We start from the raw sequence: 20908 nt of genomic DNA, 5'->3' as shown, positions 1-20908 counted from the left end.
TAACTAAACACCTCTGCATTGCAGGGGTGTTTTTATTATGTAATATGTGAATAAAATGTATGCGTCTATTCAACAGCTCTGATGGTAGTTCCTTCACTATGCCCTGAAAACTCAGGGGCATACATACTCTGTATAGTACTGATGCCACTGCTGAATTTTCCTGCGTTATTTACGCGTACATCATACTGCAACACATAGGTGCCTTTGTTAAGCCTGCTAAAGAAAAAATGGGTAGCAGCGTCGCGTGTACTGCGATAGTAACCTATGCCATCTGTATAATGATATCCTGACAGTACATCAAGCGGTTCAAAAGCAGATGCCCTTACATCTTTAAGGTGTACATATTCTAAATCTTCATTTGCTGTAACTGTAAGTTTTATGGTAACAACGCTGCCTAATTTTAAGGGTTTACCTTCTGTTAGTTTTGTATAACTGTTATCTTGCTTACTGTAAATTTCACGCTTAATATTTAATAGCCCAAGCTGTGCAGGTTTAATTTTATCAATATCTTCAAAATATTGCCAGTATAAGCCGCCATAGCCCGGCACACTGCTGTTATTGCTGATTACAGCAGTAGCCATATCATGCTTTATTTCATCTCGGCCCCAGTTAAGCTTTATGTAACCGCTGCCGGCTTCCGGGCCTACATCTTTTAATTTATCGCTAATATTAGCTGTTCCTAATTTAATATTCGTATTATCATTCACTGCGAGCCAGTTGCTTCCACTCATTAAAAGTGCATAAGCAGCCTCTGTAGTACTCTTTGTAGTGCTCCAGTTCTTTCCCTGCTTTTGCTTTAACAACCATACTTTCATTGCATCGACAGATGCGGTATCATTTTCAATTTCTGTAAAAGCCTCAATCAGTAATGCCTGTGTTTCTACTTTTGAGTTATACCAATACCATCCGGATTTGTTGTTTATCCAGTACATACCATTTTCATTATTTAAAGCTGCAGTATCTTTAAGGCTTTTAATAATCTTTCGTGGCGTTTCTGCATCCCCATAACGGTGCAGTACCAAAGCCGCCATTGCTTTTTCGTATAAAGAATAATTTACCCAGTCCTTCTTTATTATTTGTATATATTCATTTGTAGCATTAAGGCTTTCCAGTTCAATAGGACAATTATCTAAATGGTAACTGCGTGCATATAGATAATGAAGTACTCTTCTTATATCAGATGATCCAGGTTCATATTTCTTTTTTTTATTTTGAGTTTGAATTAAGTAATTATCAATAAAAGACTTGGTTATAAAAGCTATACCTTTCTTTGTAATAGTAGTTGTTGTTTCCTCCTTTTGTTCTATAGCACCTATCATTTTCAGGCGGCCTATTCCGGCAATTATATGACGGGTTATAAAGTCATCTTCTTTACCACCGGAAAACCAGGCGAAACCGCCAGAACTTTCCTGGCGTTCTTTTAATTTAGCCAGATTAATTGCTTTATCGGCAGCCATCTTATCAAGGTCAAAAAATAACGCGAGCCTGTTTTTTTGTTCAGCTTCATCCTTTATATCGAGCATCCACGGCGATTCAGCCATGATGACCGATTTAAGTTCTTCGTTTTGTTCAAACTTTGATAGCTTAGTGCCATTTTTTCGCCACTCTTTTAAAACATCAGCAATTTTAGGATTACTATTTAAGATATGGCCTGCTACCGCATTGGCATAGATTTTAGAGAATAATTGCTCAGAACAATCGTGCTCGAATGTCATGAGATAGGGTAACGATTTTAAAGCCATCCACGCGGGGTTGGATGTATACTCGAGCACTAAGTTATGGTTAATGCGTGTTGACGATTCAGCATCTTGCAGATTTGTTAGTGTAAAACTTTTTTCGGAGTTGGGTTTAACCCATACAGGTACAGATTCTGTAACCAGCATGCGGTTGCTTAATACCGGTATTATGTTTTCTTCGCCATCAGAAAAGCTGCCCGCACTTGCTACAATCTTATACTGAACTCCCTGTATGCCCAATGGTATATTAACTGTCCAGCTTACAGCTGCGCTTTCTTTTGCCTGTAATGTAAAGGGAACTATTATGCTGCCTTCAAAAATCCCTTCGAGCGGTTTCATGGTTTCGGCATCAAAAAGCTTAAGCATTGCTTTTCCGGTTTTGGCTTCATTTGTGGTGTTCGCAATTTTTGCTTTAATAATAATTTTATCACCCTCCCTGAAAAAACGCGGCATATTTGGCGATATCATGAGATCTTTTTGTGTAAAGGCCATATAGCTATATACACCTGACTGTGCTTCTTTATTATGTGCCAGCAGCCTTAGGTTCCATGTAGTAAGTGCCTCGGGTGATGTAAAAGAAAAACTGAAATTACCTTCCTTGTCCGTTTTTATATCCGGGTAGAAAAAGGCGGTTTCCTTAAGGTTTTTACGGGTAGCTACTTTAGTAAGCTGTTCCATTTCACTCATCATGCCCTGCCGTGTGGTAATAACTATTACCCCATTAGCACCCTGGTTACCATAAATTGATGTAGCGGCAGCATCACTAAGAATACTGTAACTAACAATATCATTTTGCTTAATGCTCATGAAACCATCTTCATCAACGGGTATGCCATCTACTATAAATAAAGGTTCTGGGTTACCATTCATTGAGCCAACACCGCGCAGGATTATAGTAACATCTTCGCCGGGCTGCCCTGAACCTGATGCGATATTAAGTCCGGCGACCTGGCCCTGAAGGCTTTGCAGAATGTTGGCATTTGCCCTGTCCTCAACACCAAATACAGAGACTGCTGCAGCAGATACTGATTTTCGTGTTGTAGTTCTGTAACTATCTTTAACAACCGCTTCAAGGTAAGTGGGCTTCAGTATTATATCTAAAGTATATGAATAACCCGCCACCATAGTTTGGGGTTGATATGCTACATAGTAAAACTCTACAGTTTCTCCTGCTTTTACCTGTATGCTATAGTTACCTTCTATATCCGTTTGTGTACTTCTCTGCGTACCTACAATAATTACACTTGCACCGGGTAGTGGTCCTAATTCATCGGCAACTGTACCGCTTAAAATAAATGCGCCTTCAATAGTGGTAGTGTTTTCGGGTGTTACACTGTAAAGCCTGATATCTGTATCTGTAATATCAAATTTAAATTCATTAAGCTTATCCGGTTGTGGTAATGTTATCGGTGCAGTTGGGTATGCAGCATAGTAAGGTGTCTGATAGGTGCTGTTTGTCAGTATTCTTCTGTAAGGAAAGTAATTGTAAAATTGATTTACTTTTAAGTTCCACCAGTAATCTGAAGCAAATTCGTCTAAAGAACTGTCATACATGCTCGCCAGGACTTCAGCAGGCAGCCTGTTCGAGTTGGTGAGTGTAAAAGACCATGTTTCTGATTTGCCGGGAGTAAGTTTATTATTAATTACTTTGGTTACAAAACCAATTCTTTCTTCTGGCAGCGCTAATTCTTTAAAAAATTCTTCTTTATCTAATTGATTTTCCCATAAGTAATAAAGGCCAATATCTACCCTGTCCCAATCTTTTTTTACCGGTACTTTTACTGTGGTGCTGCCAGGTTTTAGCTCTTTCCATTTATTATAAACACCTTCGTTTTTATATTGGGCCAAAATATTAATGTGCATGCAAGGAACAGCAGTATAAAGTTCGAGCTCAACATAGCCGTCTTTTATAAAATCGGTATTTAACACTTGATATTTTAGGATATGTGCCCCTGTTATTTCTTTAGTTTTGTTATAAGTAAAAGCAGTAGTTGTTTCGCGGGTGTTACCTTTCTCATCTGTAGCTGTAACCACCATTTCATATTTTCCTGTATTCAATGTGGCGTCCCACGGAACTAATTTTTGATCTTCTTCAGAGATAAAAGATTTTTCATAAACTTTTTCGACTCTTACACGTACAGGCTTTGCTTCATAAGAGTTATAAGGGATATTAGGAAAGTTTTTCCTGAATTCAGCCTCGGGAATAATTTGCAGTTCCGGTGCTGACCATGGCCTTTCTTTATAAACAACATTTTTATCATCAGCAAGCCTGTATATGGTTATGTTGCATTTTGCCGGGACAAACTTGTTATTAAGGTTAGTGGTTTTAACCGTAATTTCAGATTTGTCTCCTGCAGTAACCTCAATAGGCATATTAGCCGAAACCTGAACTGCATGATAACCTGCATACACGTTCGTTTCACATACATGAGCTTCACCTGTAACATCAGTAACAGTACATGTTACACTATAGTTAAATATTGGGAGTTTTGCCGCATCGGCATTTTCATCGGGAGTGGCGTTAAATTCAATTTTAAATTTACCGTCAATACCACCAGTTGTAATTTCACCCTTAGCAATATCTGTAGGTTCAGAATAATGGTATTCGGTTGTAAGCCTGGTATGTCTTTTTACGATATAAGTAACTTTAGCACCTGATAAGGGTGCTCCACTAAAAGAAACGGCATTTCCGGTAAGGGTTATAGTATCATTTATGGTGGCATTACCCGTATATTGTTCTATGGCTGCCTCAAAAGTGGGTCGTTTATATTCCTCAACCCTAAATCTGAAATCTTCATCATCAAAGTATAAGTCGTCCCTGTCCCAAAAAGGATGTTCTTTCCCTTCATATTTATCGTCTTCTTCAACACTTAAATAAAAATCACCGGTCATAACATTCTTCGGAATTTCGAATTCTCCATTAAATGAACCAAATTCATTCGTTTTTAGACGCATTTCTTTTAACTCATTGCTGGTGGCGTCATGAATAGTTACAATTACATGAATGTCAGGAACAACGGTAACAACATCATTCGTGTTTTGAGTAACAATACCTTTAAAATATACTGTCTGCCCTGGGCGGTAAATAGCCCTGTCAAAATAAACTTTAGAAGTCGCATCAATAAAATCAATTTTTTCCTTTTTTTCGGAGCGTGTATAAACATTATGATGCTGGTTTAAATATAATGTGTCTGTACCGTGAATTACAAGACTCTCATGATTTCCCGATTTTGTTAATTTTAATTCTGCATAACCGTTTCTGTCAGCATAAATTGTTTTACCGTTACTAATTATCTTAGCTTTTTTCAGGGGTTTACCGGTTTTTTTATCTAAGATTATATATTTATGGTCTTCATTTACTACTGTTATATCAGAAACCTGTACTGAATATCCGGGGATTGAATTTGATAAACCTGCCGGTATTGTATCTTTCCGGTTTTCGGGAAATGCAACTATGCTGTATTTGCCGTTTTCAAGTGGTGGTAATATAATTTCAGTTTCATAATTAAAATAACCATACCCTTCGGGCAGTTGGTAAGTCTTTTCTATAACCGGCTTTGTAATGTATAGACCTGTTGAATCTTTTACCTTATTTTCTTTTCCATAATATTCCCGGTATATCTTTACAGTAATTGATGTTAAGTTAGCAAAATTTACTTTTGCAAGCATTGGGCGCCCGGTAAACGGATGTTCTTCTGTAACAATACTTACCCATGGCTGCTTAATATTTTGCTGTAAAGCACTGGCTGTATTATAAAGATTGTTGTAATCTCTGTTGCTAATTATCTCATCGCACAACGCTATAGCCTTAATGTTATACTCTCTGTTTTTGGTTTTGTTGGCAAGCGATTTATAAAGTGTGGCACCAACCAGCATTGCCTGGTAAGTGTAAGGGCTTTTTTTGTCCCATTTATCTATGTATTGTAATATGGTTTCAAGGTAAAGGTCATTATGCATGCCGTACGTTAATTTTGCTGCAAAAGCAAGCCTCCTCAGTACAGCACCCTGTAAGGCGGTACTATCCTTTTCATTAATGTACAGGCTTTCAATTTCCTGTAGCAGTGCAATTTTTTGTAATAAATTATTTTTAGCGTTGTTTTCAGATGTAAACTTTAAAAAAGCAGGAGAATCCTTAAAGAGTAAATATGTTGCATCTCCAGATGTATTTGGTGTTTCAATGCTGCTGTTCAGTTTGCGTTCGGCCAAATAGTCATAAACTGAACGCCCTGTATTAATATAAGCAGGGTTCAGCTCCATAATATCTTTATAATTTAAAAGAGGAGTATGGTATAACACCATCTTGTTTTCTATGCTTCGGTTAAAAGATTCTGCAATTTCCTTTCTGAAATTATCTGTGCTCCACTCGCCGATATTTTCAAGTGTTGCATTATCCAGCGTCATCCTGTTTCCTATTCCATAACGCAGGTTTAAAAATAAATTTTCAAGATTTTCAGCATACATACTCTCTACAATTGCTCTTCCCGGTTCACTCAGGCTCTCCTTCTCCTGCTGTAGCCGTATCAGTATTTTCTTGGGGGCATCTTCTTCCAGTACAAGCGAATAACGCGATAAGAACAAAAGCGTTTTTATTATCTGCGGTTCATTATTATCTTTTTTGGCAAGGGCATATATTTTTTTTACCTCTTCGTTGGCAGGAGCTATCCTCGCTTCGGCCTCATAATTAATAACTGTTTTCCACAAATCCTGGTAAGTTTGTGCGTTTGCCGTTATACACAAAAAAAATAATAGAGAGTAAAGTATTTTCATTGGTTGGTTATTTTCTGACAATATAGTATTTTTTTAAATGTACATGAATGTAGTTCATCTGTACGATTTTATTATTTTTGATATCCCTTCTATACTACAATAATAAGAGTAGATAAAAGAATAAAAGGTTGGGAAACAACAGGAAATATTTATTTAGATGCGTACACACTTTATAGCCATAGGCGGCGCTGCCATGCACAACCTTGCACTGGCACTTCATGAAAAAGGATATAACGTTACCGGCAGTGATGATGCCATATTTGAGCCGAGCAAAAGCAGGCTCCAGGCCAAAGGGCTTTTGCCGGCAGAGATGGGCTGGTTTCCTGAAAAAGTAACTGCCGATATTGATGCCATAATACTCGGCATGCACGCCAAAGCTGATAATCCAGAATTACTTAAGGCGCAGGAACTTGGGCTTACAATATATTCATACCCGGAGTTTTTATATGAGCAGTCTAAAGACAAAACCCGTGTGGTTATTGGCGGCTCTCATGGCAAAACAACCATTACCAGTATGATACTCCACGTTATGCATTATCATAATTTTGAGGTGGATTATATGGTAGGGGCACAGCTTGAAGGTTTTGATACTATGGTTCGACTAACAGAAGATGCCGACTTTATAGTGCTTGAGGGTGATGAATACCTTAGTTCGCCCACAGACAGGAGGCCGAAGTTTCATTTGTATCAGCCCAACATTGCCCTGATAAGCGGAATAGCGTGGGATCATATCAATGTATTTCCTACCTACGAGAATTATGTGGAGCAATTTGAAATTTTTATCAGTAAAATAACCAACGGCGGTATACTGGTTTATAACGAAAATGACCCCGAAGTAAAGCGTGTAGCAGAGACCGCTGCCAACCCTATACGTAAAATTCCGTATCACACACCTGAATACTCTGTTGAAAACGGTACAACTTTGCTTGGAACACCCGAAGGGCCAATGCCTATAGAAGTATTTGGTGCGCACAACCTGAATAACCTTGCCGGGGCAAAATGGATATGCCAGAACATGGGTGTTGATGAAGCCGATTTTTATGAAGCCATAGCTACCTTTAAAGGGGCAAGCAAGCGCCTTGAAAAAATTGCTGAGAGTAGCAAAAATGTTGCCTACAAAGATTTTGCCCATTCGCCAAGCAAGGTGGCAGCAACCACAAAAGCGGTAAAAGAGCAGTACCCAAGCCGCACACTTATTGCCTGCCTGGAGCTGCATACTTACAGCAGCCTTAACGCCGAATTTTTAAAGCAATATGAAGGCGCATTGGATAATGCCGATGTGGCGGTTGTATTTTATTCGCCCGATGCTGTAAAAATAAAGCAGCTTGAAGAGGTAACTTATGAGCAGATAGCAAAAGCATTTAACCGCGAAGACCTTATCATTTATACCAATCCGGCGGAATTTAAAGATTACCTTTTTAACCTGAAACCGGATAATAACGGTATGGCACTCCTGTTGATGAGTTCCGGTAATTATGGCGGGCTTAATTTTGATGATGTAAAAAAGCTGGTTTAATACCTAACCAAATATAATTTTTGCACAATAGCGGGAGTGAGTTTCTAAACTCATTTCCGCTATCTTTGTGTTATGAATCCGAATTTAGACCCTACCAATTCACAATATAACGCTGATGAGCTTGACCTTGAAAAAAAGCTCAGGCCCCTGTCGTTTGACGACTTTACAGGGCAGGACCAGGTACTGGAAAACCTTAAGGTTTTTGTGCAGGCGGCAAACCTGCGTGGCGAAGCGCTCGATCATACCCTTTTTCATGGCCCGCCGGGTTTGGGTAAAACTACTTTGGCAAACATACTGGCGCAGGAACTGGGTGTGGGTATAAAAATAACCTCGGGCCCGGTGCTCGATAAGCCGGGCGACCTGGCAGGGCTTTTAACAAATCTCGATGAACGTGATATCCTTTTTATAGACGAGATACACCGCCTTAGTCCCGTAGTGGAAGAATACCTGTATTCCGCTATGGAAGATTTTCGCATTGATATAATGATAGAATCGGGGCCTAATGCCCGCTCGGTACAGATAGGGCTTAGCCCGTTTACACTGGTTGGCGCCACCACGCGTTCGGGTTTATTAACCGCTCCCATGCGGGCCCGTTTCGGCATTCAGAGCCGACTGCAATACTATACTACAGAGTTGCTTACAACCATTGTGCAGCGCAGTTCGGCAATACTCAGTATGCCTATTACTATGGAGGCTGCTATAGAAATTGCAGGGCGCAGCCGAGGCACACCGCGTATTGCCAACGCACTGTTGCGCCGTGTGCGTGACTTTGCCCAGATAAAAGGCAATGGTAAAATAGATATTGAGATAGCTCGGTATTCGTTAAAGGCTTTGCATGTAGATGCACACGGGCTTGATGAGATGGATAACAAAATACTGACCACCATAATAGATAAGTTTAAAGGAGGCCCCGTTGGGCTTTCTACACTTGCCACTGCGGTATCAGAAAGCGGTGAGACAATAGAAGAGGTTTACGAGCCGTTTCTCATTCAGGAAGGCTTCATTATACGTACACCACGCGGGCGTGAAGTTACCGAGAAAGCTTATAAGCATTTGGGCAGGGTAAGGCTTGGTAATCAAAGCGGATTATTTGATTAAAATTTATGATTTAAGATTGAAGAATTAAGATTGAAATGACTTCAGAGCAACTTAAACATCGTACTAAGCAATACTCTTTAGCAATAATTTCTTTGGTAGAAAAGTTGCCAAATACAGTTGCCACAAGGATAATATCGAATCAACTTATCAGAAGCGGTACATCTGTAGGTGCAAATTACAGGGCTGTATGCCGTGCAAGAAGTAATAAAGAATTTATAGCAAAGCTTACCATTGTGACTGAAGAGGCTGACGAAACTTTATTTTGGCTTGAAATAATTTTAGAAAAGAAGTGGCTTGATAAGGCGACTGTACAGGAGGTTTGGAATGAAGGCAATGAACTAACCGCTATTTTTGTAAGTTCATTAAAGACTATAAAAAGTTCTTCCGGTTAGAAATTATTGGTAATAATAAATCATAAATCATAAATCATAAATCATAAATCATAAATCATAAATCATAAATCAAAATATTCTTCCTTCATAAAATCCGTAGCCAAACGCCTCGGATTTTTGTCATGTGGTATATCAAGAGCCGGATTTCTGGAAGAAGAAGCGCCGCGCCTCGAAAAATGGCTTAACGAAGGCCGCCACGGGCAGATGCAGTATATGGAAAATCACTTTGATAAACGCCTTGACCCGACATTATTGGTAGACGGAGCTAAAAGCGTTATATCATTACTGCTTAACTATTACCCCGAAGAAACCCAGGTTGACAATACCTATAAAATATCTAAATATGCCTACGGGCAGGACTACCATTTTGTAATAAAATCAAAACTGAAAGAACTGCTGCATTCCATTCAGGAACATATAGGAGAAGTAGGAGGCAGGGCATTTGTAGATAGTGCTCCCGTTTTAGATAAGGCATGGGCGGCAAAAAGCGGGCTGGGCTGGATTGGCAAAAACAGTAACCTGCTCAGCAAGCAGGTGGGCTCATTCTTTTTTATTGCCGAACTGATAGTAGATATAGAGCTGGAGTATGATACTCCGGTAACCGACCATTGCGGAAGCTGCACCGCCTGTCTTGATGCCTGTCCCACGCAGGCCATAATAGAGCCTTATGTTGTTGACGGCAGCAAATGCATTTCTTATTTTACGATAGAGTTAAAAGACAACCTGCCCAATGAGCTTAAGGGTAGTTTTGACAACTGGGCTTTCGGGTGCGATGTGTGCCAGGATGTATGTCCGTGGAACCGTTTCAGCAAACCGCACCGCGAACCGCTTTTTAATCCGCACCCTGATTTACTTTCCATGACCAAAAAAGACTGGGAAGAAATTACAGAAGATACCTTCCGCAAAGTGTTTAAAAACTCAGCCGTAAAACGCACCAAATTTGAAGGGCTAAAACGCAATATAAACTTCCTTAAAGAATAAACGTTAAAAATTTCCAAATTTCAGTCATAGGGTTACCTTTGTAAATCGTGTAAAAAACCGAAAAATGAATCAGTACAGTAAAAGGCGCGAAGCCCTGTTATACCATGCCAAGCCCCACCCCGGCAAAATACAGGTAGTGCCAACCAAAAAATATGCAACCCAAAGAGATTTATCTCTTGCCTACTCTCCGGGTGTTGCAGAGCCCTGCCTTGAAATTGCAAAAGATGTAAATAACGTATATAAATATACCGCCAAAGGTAATCTGGTTGCCGTAATATCTAACGGAACGGCTGTTTTAGGCCTGGGCGATATTGGCCCCGAAGCCTCTAAACCCGTAATGGAGGGTAAAGGCTTGCTGTTTAAAATATTTGCCGATATAGATGTTTTTGATATTGAGGTAGATACCAAAGATGTAGATAAGTTTATAGAAACGGTAAAAAATATAGCCCCCACATTTGGAGGTATTAACCTTGAGGATATAAAAGCGCCGGAGTCTTTTGAGATTGAGCGCAGGCTGGTAGAAGAGCTAAATATCCCGGTAATGCACGACGATCAGCACGGTACGGCAATAATATCGTCGGCAGCTTTGCTAAACGCCATAGAGCTTGCCGAGAAAAATATTGCAGATGTAAAAGTGGTGGTATCGGGTGCAGGGTCTGCTGCGCTTGCCTGTGCCAACCTATACCTGCTGCTTGGTGTTAAGGCCGAAAACATAACCATGTTTGATAAAGACGGTATGCTTGTAAAAAGCCGTACCGATTTACTCTCTATACAACAAAAATATGCTAAAGAAGGCGAGGCTGTAACACTTGGCGAAGCCATAAAAGGCGCCGATGTTTTTCTTGGGCTTTCTGTAGGTAATATACTTACCCCTGAAATGCTGCTTGCCATGAACCCGAACCCCATAGTTTTTGCTATGGCTAACCCGGTTCCGGAGATAGACTATAACCTTGCCATAGCCACCCGCGATGATATTATCATGGCAACGGGCCGCAGCGACCATCCTAACCAGGTTAATAATGTATTGGGCTTTCCATACATTTTTCGTGGCGCGCTAGATGTAAGGGCTACGGTAATTAACGAAGAAATGAAGATGGCGGCTGTAAGGGCGCTTGCCGAACTGGCAAAAGCCCCCGTGCCCGAGCAGGTAAATATTGCTTATGGCGAAACCAAGCTTAACTTTGGACGCGATTACATTATACCAAAACCTTTTGACCCGAGGCTCATAGCAGTGGTAGCGCCTGCAGTGGCAAAAGCCGCAATGGACAGCGGTGTAGCCATGCACCCTATTAGCGATTGGGATAAATATACAGAGGAACTGCTTGAGCGTTTGGGTAACGATAACAAGATGGTGCGCCTGCTTACCAACCGTGCGAAGACCGACCCTAAACGTATTGTTTTTGCTGAAGCTGATCATTTAGATGTGCTGAAGGCGGCACAGATAGTGCACGAAGAAGGCATAGGCAAACCGATACTTTTAGGCAGCAGGGAAATTATAGAGGAACTGATGCAGGAGATAGATTTTACAGATGAAGTTACCATTATAGACCCTAAAACGGATGAAGAGAAAATCCGCCGCAGCAGGTATGCCGATGCCTACTGGCAGGCAAGGCAGCGCAGGGGATTAACCCAGTTAGATGCCCAGAAGTGGATGCGCGAGCGCAACTATTTTGCCGCTATGATGGTTAACGAGGGCGAAGCCGATGCTATGGTTACAGGCTATTCCCGCAGTTATCCTGCCGTAGTGAAGCCGATAATGCAGCTTATAGGCAAAGCGCCCGGCGTTACACGCATTGCTACCACGAACATGATGATGACCAAGAGGGGGCCAATATTCCTTTCTGATACCGCCATAAACCCAGACCCGTCTGCCGATGACCTTGCAAAAATTGCCTTAATGACGGCAAGAACAGTGCGTATGTTTGGTATGGAACCTGTTGTTGCCATGGTATCTTTCTCTAACTTTGGCTCGTCATCAGACAGGAGCGCTAATAAAGTTAGGGAAGCAGTTGCATTCCTGCATAAAAATTACCCTGAACTTATTGTAGATGGTGAGGTGCAGGCCGATTTTGCCCTGAACCCCGATATGCTTAAGGATAAGTTTCCGTTCTCCAAACTTGCGGGTAAAAAGGTAAATACCCTTATTTTCCCTAACCTGGAGTCGGCTAACATAACATATAAACTTCTTAAAGAACTTAACAAGGTTGTATCTATAGGCCCTATAATGCTGGGTATGGATAAGCCGGTGCATATTTTCCAGCTTGGCGCCAGTGTAGAAGAGATGGTTAACATGGCTGCCGTGGCCGTGGTAGATGCACAGGAGAAAGAAAAACGCCTTAAAATAGCAAAAACAAGATAACGGTTCAGGATTAAAGAATTTTACTATTTTTGGGAATTGTTTAAAAATCAGATATGATAGCACATCTACAGGGTAGGCTGGTAGAGAAAACACCAACAGAAGTGGTGATAGACTGCAACGGGGTAGGCTATCAGGTTAATATTTCGCTGCACACTTATTCGTTACTTCCCGACTCAGAAAGCCTGAGGTTGTACACCTATTTACAGATTAAAGAGGATGCTCATACGCTTTTCGGCTTTATGGAAAAAGCCGAAAGGGAGCTTTTCAAGCTGCTGATATCAGTATCGGGTGTAGGGGCGGGTACAGCTCGCACCATGCTGTCGTCTTTAGAGCCAAAACAGGTTATACAGGCTATAGGCTCAGGAGATGTTGCCACTATACAGTCTATAAAGGGAATCGGGACTAAAACCGCGCAGCGTGTTATACTCGACTTAAAGGATAAAGTGTTAAAACTATACGATTTAGAAGAAGTTTCTGTTTCAGGTTACAATACAAATAAAGATGAAGCGTTATCTGCCTTGGAGGTATTGGGCTTTAACAAAAAAATGGCAGAAAAAGCCGTAGAAAAAATTGTTAAAGAGAACCCGCAATCCACTGTTGAAACTATTATAAAACAAGCATTAAAACATTTATAATCTTGAAAACAGATTACTCTAACGAATTTTTTATTAAACTAAAATATACGCTTTCCGCAGTTTTTTTGCTTTTTGGTCTTGCAATGCAGGCCCAGGTAGATGAAGAAAAGGAAGAGGCTGCACGTGATACCATAAAAGGCTATAATACAGGTAAGGTAGAAGTGCCAAACCCAAGGAGTATTATTGAGGCTTATACCTACGACCCTGTTACCAACCGTTATATTTATACCGAAGACTTTGCCGGATTTAATATAAGTTACCCTATAATTTTGACACCCGAGCAGTATGAAGAGCTGGTGCTTCGCGAATCAATGCGCGAATATTACCAGGAAAAATCGAGAGCGATGGATGGCAAGGGTACGGAAGAAGAACAGCGTAACCTGTTGCCGCGTTATTACGTAAACTCGAGATTTTTCGAAACTATATTTGGTAGTAATACTATTGATATTAAGCCACAGGGTTCGGTAGAGCTTGATTTAGGCGTACGTTTCACCAAACAGGATAACCCGCAGCTTTCTCCCCGTAACCGCCGTACGTTTACGTTTGATTTTGACCAGCGTATCAGTATGAGCCTTCAGGGTAAGGTGGGTACAAGGCTAAATGTTACCGCCAACTATGATACGGAATCTACGTTTGCCTTCCAGAACCTTATCAAACTTGAATATACTCCCACCGAAGACGACATTATCCAGAAAATAGAAGTAGGTAACGTGAGTTTCCCGCTATCCAATTCATTGGTAAGGGGTGCACAAAGCCTTTTTGGTGTTAAGGCACAGTTGCAATTTGGTAAAACTACCTTTACAGGTATATTTTCAGAACAAAAATCGCAAACCCGTACAGTAACTGCCGAGGGTGGCGGTACCATACAGGATTTTGAGCTTTTTGCGCTTGAATATGATAACGACAGGCACTTTTTCCTGTCGCAGTATTTCAGGAATCGCTATGATAATGCCCTGCGCAATTATCCTTACATAGATACACGTGTACAGATTACCCGTATAGAAGTTTGGGTAACCAACAGGCAAAACCGTATCAACGCGCAGGAAAATAACACCCGTAATATTATTGCCCTTCAGGATTTAGGCGAAGCCCCACTCACAAAGCTGAGCATTGTTAGCAATGATGTGCAGGATATTACAGATGAGACAGTAGGTTTTGCGAGCAATGGCTCTGCTCCGGCAGGCTTCTTTACCAATCAGCAGGGAACAGTACAGTTTAACTCACCGCCGGATAACAGCAATAACAGGCTCGACCCGGCACAGATAGGTACTACAGGGTGGCTTGCCTCATCCGTAAGGGAAATAGTAACAGTTAGCGATGCCAGCTTTACAAACGGCCTTGATGCCGATGAAGGGCGTGACTATTCTAAGCTTGAAAATGCACGTAAGCTAACCACAAGCGAATTTACCTTCCATGAGCAGTTAGGTTATATATCATTAAACCAAAGGCTGCAAAATGATGAGGTACTTGCAGTTGCTTACCAATACACCATTGGCGACCAGGTATACCAGGTGGGTGAATTTGGTACTGACGGGATAGATGCCACTGTAGTTACCAACCCCAATGAGCAAAATCAGGATCCGGGCACTGTGTCAACACAAAGCCTTATTTTGAAGATGCTTAAAAGTAATCTTGTTAATGTAGAGGAGCCGGTTTGGGATTTGATGATGAAAAACATCTACCAGATACCCAACGCCTACCAATTAGAGCAGGAAGATTTCAGGTTTAATATATTATATACAGATCCTTCTCCGCTAAACTACATTACGGCTGCCCCGGGAACGCCGCAGCACCCTGCAGCCCCGCTGCCGGAAGAAGCGGTTGACACGCCGCTTTTGCGTGTTTTTAACCTTGACAGGCTTAATTATACCAACGACCCGCAGGAAGGCGGCGACGGTTTCTTTGACTATGTGCCGAGGCTTACTGTAGATGCACAATATGGGCGTATTATATTTACAACAGTAGAGCCTTTTGGTGAATATTTATATGACCTTTTGGATACTACCGATGGTTCTGTTGAAGACTATGATGAGGATGAGGATGAGTCCGGGTTTAACGCCAACCAGTTCCGATATGTGTACAGGAGCCTTTATAAATCTACACAGGCAGATGCATTGCAGGACAGCGAAAAGAACAAGTTCCAGTTAAGAGGGCGCTTTAAATCGAGCGGTGGCGATGGTATTCCTTTAGGGGCATTCAACGTTCCGCAGGGTTCGGTAGTGGTTACTGCAGGTGGGCGCGTGCTGGTAGAGGGTGTAGATTATACAGTTAACTACCAGATAGGTCGTGTGTATATACAAGACCCCTCTTTGCTTGCTTCTAACACGCCAATAGAAGTTTCTGTAGAGAACAATGCCGTTTTCGGGCAGCAGACCAGGCGTTTTGCAGGTTTTAATATCGAGCATAAATTCAGCGACAAGTTTTTAGTTGGTGCTACGATGCTGAATATGTCCGAAAGGCCGTTCACCACCAAAACAAACTATGGGCAGGAGTCGGTTAACAATACTATATTCGGGCTTAATACTATTTACAACACAGAGGTGCCTTTCTTTACAAGGCTTGTTAACAAACTGCCTAATATTGATACCGATGTGCCTTCTAATTTCTCTTTCAGGGGAGAGGTTGCCTATCTTAAACCGGGTGCATCTAAAGCAGACCAGTTTAATGGTGAGGCTACAACATATGTAGATGACTTTGAAGGTTCTCAGACAACTATAGATATGCGTTCGGCGCAGGGATGGACATTATCCAGCGCCCCTATAACCATGTTCCCTGACAATAATCCTCCTACCAACGACCTTTCGTACGGATTTAAAAGGGCAAAACTGGCATGGTACAGTATAGACCCTATTTTTTATAGTAACCAGCGCCCCGTTAGCCCGGCAGATCTTTCTTCTAACAGGACAAGGAGAATCTATTATGACGAGCTTTATCCGGTAACAGATGTGGTGCCGGGACAGGTAAGTGTTGTAAACACGCTCGATCTTACCTATTTCCCGCAGGAAAGAGGTCCTTATAACTTTAACCCTTTGCTGCAGGGCAGTAATACTTTTACAGAGGCAGAAGCCGAAACCAACTGGGGGGGTATAATGCGTGCCATTAACTCAACCAACTTTGAGCAGACAAACGTAGAATACATCCAGTTCTGGATGCTTGACCCGTATGACGGTAACCCCGGCGCAGCCGATTTTGACAATACGGGTACCCTTGAAATAAACCTGGGTGAAATATCGGAAGATATACTTAAGGATAACAGGAAACAGTATGAGAACGGCCTGCCGGAAGCAAATGGTAACCAGCCTGTTTTTAACAGCGTTTGGGGAGATGTGCCTGTATCACAATCACTTATTTATGCTTTTGATACCAGTACGGCAAACCGTAACGTTCAGGATGTAGGCTTTGACGGCCTTACCGATGCAGAAGAGGCCGCTAAGTTCCCCGGATTTGACGCTAATGACCCATCTGCAGATAACTACCAGTTTTACCTTAATGCACAGGGAGATGTAATATCAAGATATAAAAACTATAATGGTACAGATGGTAACTCGCCTGTAGATGTGGGTGACGCTAACCGCGGTAATACTACCCTGCCTGATACAGAAGATGTGAACAGGGATAACACCATGAACACCATAGACGCTTATTACAGGTACAGGGTGCCTATTGGGCCGAATGCGGTAATAGGACAAAATTATCTTGTTGATGAAAGGCCATTTACACAGGTTGAACTGGCAAATGGTAACCAGGCACAAGGTAGGTGGTTACTTTATAAAATTCCGATAGAAAACCCTGACCGTGAAGCAGTAGGCGGTATAAGCAGTATACGTGCTATTCGTTTTATGAGGATGTTCGTTACCGGCTTCAGGCGCGAAATAACACTTCGTTTTGGTGCACTAGACCTTGTGCGTGGCGAATGGAGAAGGTACGTCAACACACTTGACCCGAATGAAAACAATGAGCAGAACAACCAGGACAATACAGGCTTTGATGTGGTTGCGCTTAATATTCAGGAGAATGGTGACCGTTCGCCTATACCTTATGTATCGCCCCCGGGTGTGCAGAGAGAGCAGCTTTATAACAACAACGCAGTTATAAACCAGAATGAGCAGTCGCTTTCATTAAGGGTATATGCAGGTGACGGCGACGCTAACGGTGGGCTTGAACCGGGAGATGCCCGTGCCGTATTTAAAAATGTGAATGTTGATATGCGCCAGTATAAAAAGCTGCGTATGTTTTTACATGCCGAGGCACTGCCAACCGATACCAACCCGCTTTTGGATGGTGAAATGAAAGCCTTCCTGAGGTTTGGTAATGACTTTACCGAAAACTTTTATGAGGTAGAGATAAGGCTTAATGTTACAGGCCAGACTGAAAGAACGGCAGAGGCTATATGGCCGGAGGAAAATGAAATTCAGGTTGCGCTGGATGCGCTTACCAAACTTAAAATAGCGGCACTTAACGGTACTGCACCTACACCTAACGAACTGGGCGTTATATATGCAGAGCTTAACGACCTTATTTCGGGTTCTGACCCTGATAACAGGATGCGTATCGGTATTAAGGGTAACCCTAACTTTGGGTATGTCCGCACGCTTATGCTCGGGGTAAGGAATGGTTATGAGCTTGGCGAACCGGGCGCCAAAAACCTGAGGGGAGAAGTATGGTTTAACGAGTTCCGCCTTAGCGATATGGATAATAAAGGAGGTATGGCAGCCGTAGCCAGTATGGATACCAACCTTGCCGATTTTGCCACTGTTTCGGCTACCGGGCGCATGAGTACTATAGGCTTTGGTTCTGTAGAGCAAAGCCCTAATGAAAGGAGCAGGGAAGACGTGCAGCAGTATGATATAGTAACCAATGTTAATTTAGGTATGCTGTTGCCTAAAAAATGGGGTATTAATGTTCCTTTTAACTATGGTGTTGGCGAAGAGATCATAACACCTGAGTATGACCCGTTCCAGCAGGATGTAAGGTTGGAGCAGATGATAGATGAAGCTGATTCTGAAGCAGAAAGGGAAAACCTTAGGAACAGGGCTATAGATTATACTAAGCGTAAGAGCATCAACTTTATTGGTGTTAAAAAAGAAAGGGCACCTGAGCAGAAGCCACACGTATATGATGTAGAAAACGTTACGCTATCCTATTCTTATAACCAGGTTAACCACCACGATTATGAAATTGAAAGCCTTCTTGACCAGCAGGTAAGGGTAGGGGCAGATTATACTTATGCATTTCAGAGCAAGCCCGTAGAGCCGTTAAAGAATGTAGAGTTTATGAAAAAGAGCCAGTACTGGAAGCTGCTGAGCGATTTTAATTTTAATTACCTTCCTAATAATATTTCTTTCAGTTCTAATATTTTAAGGCAATATAACAGGCAGCAATACAGGAATGTTGAGGTGGAGGGAATTCCTATTGACCCGCTTTACAGGAGGAATTATTTCTTTAACTACAATTATGGCTTTAATTATAATATAACCAAATCGTTGAGGTTTAACTATAATGTTACTACCAGCAATATTGTGCGCAATTATCTTGATGAAGATAACAGGCCGGTACAAAGCTATGATGTGTGGCACGACTTCTGGAATGTTGGCGAGGCTAACACCCATACCCAGACATTTGTATTCAATTATGATTTGCCACTATACAAGTTGCCGGTATTCAGCTTTATTAAATCTACCTATACTTATACAGGTACTTATAACTGGCAGCGCTCATCAGAGGCTTTATCAAGCATAGAGCAGAGAAATGAAGAAACGGGGCAGCTTATTAGTTATGATTTGGGTAATACCGTTCAGAACAACAGCCAGCATAAGTTAACCGCATCGTTCAATCTTGATTCTTTCTATAAGTATATAGGGCTAGTTCCTAAAAAACCTGCTGCACGCAACGCAGCGCCGCAGGCTGCACCTAGGCCGGGAGAAAAAATTACGGCTAAGCCGCAACCGCAGCAAAGTGGCAATACATTTGTTAACGGGCTTATAGGTATAGTAACCAGTGTTAAAGATATTCAGGTAAACTATGTTGAAAACGGTGGTATCTTTTTACCGGGTTACCTGCCAAGCATTGGTTTCTTAGGTTCTACAAGGCCTACAGTAGGTTTTGTGCTGGGCAGCCAGGATTTAGATGTTAGGCAGGAGGCAGCACAAAACGGCTACCTTACTACATACAGCGAGTTTAACCAAAGCTTTACACAGGTGACTTCAGAAACACTTAACCTTACTTCGGCAGTAGATTTATTCCCTGATTTCAGGATAGACCTTTCGGCCAAAAAAATAAAGCAGGATAACTTCTCTGAACAGTATGACCTTACGGATCCAGACGGTGACGGCATTTTTGATTATAATTCGCGCTCTCCGTATAATTTTGGTAATTTCCAGATCTCTACCATAATGATAAAAACGGCTTTCAGCCAAAGTGATGTAAACGGTTCTGAAGCGTTTGACCAGATGAGGGAAAACAGGCTGACAATTGCCAACAGGCTTGCCGAGCAGTTTTATGGCACTACTGATTTTAACCGTTACGGAGACGGGCAGCCGGGAACCCCTACAGGGGAGTTTGCAGATGCAAATGCAGGATACCCGGTTGGTTTTGGCAAAAACAGCCAGCGAGTATTACTGCCGTCGTTTATGGCAGCATATACAGGACAGGATGCCTCTAAGGTATCTACAAGCGCCTTCAGGAGTGTGCCGCTGCCTAACTGGATTGTTAAGTATACCGGGCTCATGCGTTACAAGTTCTTTAAAGACAGGTTCAGGAGGTTCTCGGTTCAGCATGGATATACGGCTACCTATAATGTTAATGCTTATACTTCTAACCTAGAATACAATTCTAATCAGTTGCAGCCCGACGGTACGCTGGTGCAGTCTCAGGTTGATAATGGCGGTAACTTGTTCAACAGGATGATTATCTCTAACATTAGCCTTTCAGAGCAGTTTAACCCGCTGATAAGGTTAGATTTTGAGATGAAAAATTCGATAAAGGTACTTGCAGAGATAAGGAAAGACAGGACGCTTAACATGAGTTTTGACAATAACCTGCTTACAGAGGTTAAGGGTAACGAATATACGCTGGGCCTTGGCTACCGCATTAAAGATGTGGTTATAAACTCTAAACTGGCAGATAACCCTACCAATACTATTAAGAGCGACATTAACCTGAAAGCCGACTTTACATTAAGGAAAAATGAAACCATAGTGCGTTACCTTGATTATGATAACAACCAGCTTGGCGGCGGTCAGAATATCTGGTCGGTTAGGTTTACGGCAGATTATTCGTTTAGTAAAAACCTTACTGCGATTTTCTATTACGACCATTCGTTCTCTAAGGCTGTTATCTCTACGTCCTATCCGCTTACCAACATAAGGACGGGCTTTACCCTGAGGTATAATTTTGGTAATTAATGATTAAAATCATTTTAAATA

General features: G+C 41.7%; 8 protein-coding genes. 7 read left to right on the top strand and 1 reads right to left on the bottom strand.

Annotated features, from left to right (window positions below; genetic code table 11):
* Positions 1-65 precede the first annotated feature (65 nt).
* The gene (locus Q0K96_RS06025) at positions 66-6503 is read right to left on the bottom strand and encodes an MG2 domain-containing protein (protein WP_297333104.1); all 6438 of its coding nucleotides are present in this window, start codon (positions 6501-6503) and stop codon (positions 66-68) included.
* 157 nt (positions 6504-6660) lie between these two features.
* Here Q0K96_RS06025 and Q0K96_RS06020 point away from each other — a divergent pair, with 157 nt between their 5' ends.
* The 7 genes from Q0K96_RS06020 (at position 6661) to sprA (ending at position 20887) form a co-directional block, all read left to right on the top strand.
* Complete coding sequence (locus tag Q0K96_RS06020) at positions 6661-8019, top strand: Mur ligase family protein (RefSeq protein WP_297333103.1); 1359 nt, start codon at positions 6661-6663, stop codon at positions 8017-8019.
* Between the two features lie 72 nt (positions 8020-8091).
* Positions 8092-9117 carry a Holliday junction branch migration DNA helicase RuvB gene (gene ruvB, locus Q0K96_RS06015; protein WP_297333102.1) on the top strand — a complete coding sequence of 342 codons (1026 nt, stop codon included), beginning with the start codon at positions 8092-8094 and terminating at the stop codon, positions 9115-9117.
* Between the two features lie 35 nt (positions 9118-9152).
* Complete coding sequence (locus Q0K96_RS06010) at positions 9153-9509, top strand: four helix bundle protein (RefSeq protein WP_297333101.1); 357 nt, start codon at positions 9153-9155, stop codon at positions 9507-9509.
* A 54-nt stretch (positions 9510-9563) separates the two neighbouring features.
* Positions 9564-10490, top strand: a complete 927-nt coding sequence (queG, locus tag Q0K96_RS06005) for a tRNA epoxyqueuosine(34) reductase QueG (RefSeq protein WP_297333124.1) — start codon at positions 9564-9566, stop codon at positions 10488-10490.
* Between the two features lie 64 nt (positions 10491-10554).
* On the top strand, positions 10555-12849 hold the full coding sequence (locus tag Q0K96_RS06000) for an NADP-dependent malic enzyme (protein ID WP_297333100.1): 2295 nt from the start codon (positions 10555-10557) through the stop codon (positions 12847-12849).
* A gap of 53 nt (positions 12850-12902) precedes the next feature.
* A complete protein-coding gene (gene ruvA / locus Q0K96_RS05995) occupies positions 12903-13484 on the top strand; it encodes a Holliday junction branch migration protein RuvA (RefSeq protein WP_297333099.1) in 582 nt (193 codons plus the stop codon).
* 83 nt (positions 13485-13567) lie between these two features.
* Positions 13568-20887 (top strand): cell surface protein SprA, encoded by a 7320-nt coding sequence (gene sprA, locus Q0K96_RS05990; RefSeq protein WP_297333123.1) that lies wholly within the window; start codon positions 13568-13570, stop codon positions 20885-20887.
* The last annotated feature ends 21 nt before the right edge of the window (positions 20888-20908 follow it).

This window comes from Flavobacterium sp., assembly GCF_024305175.1.
GTDB lineage: Bacteria > Bacteroidota > Bacteroidia > Flavobacteriales > Flavobacteriaceae > Flavobacterium.
This window is presented reverse-complemented; position numbering and strand designations above follow the sequence as displayed.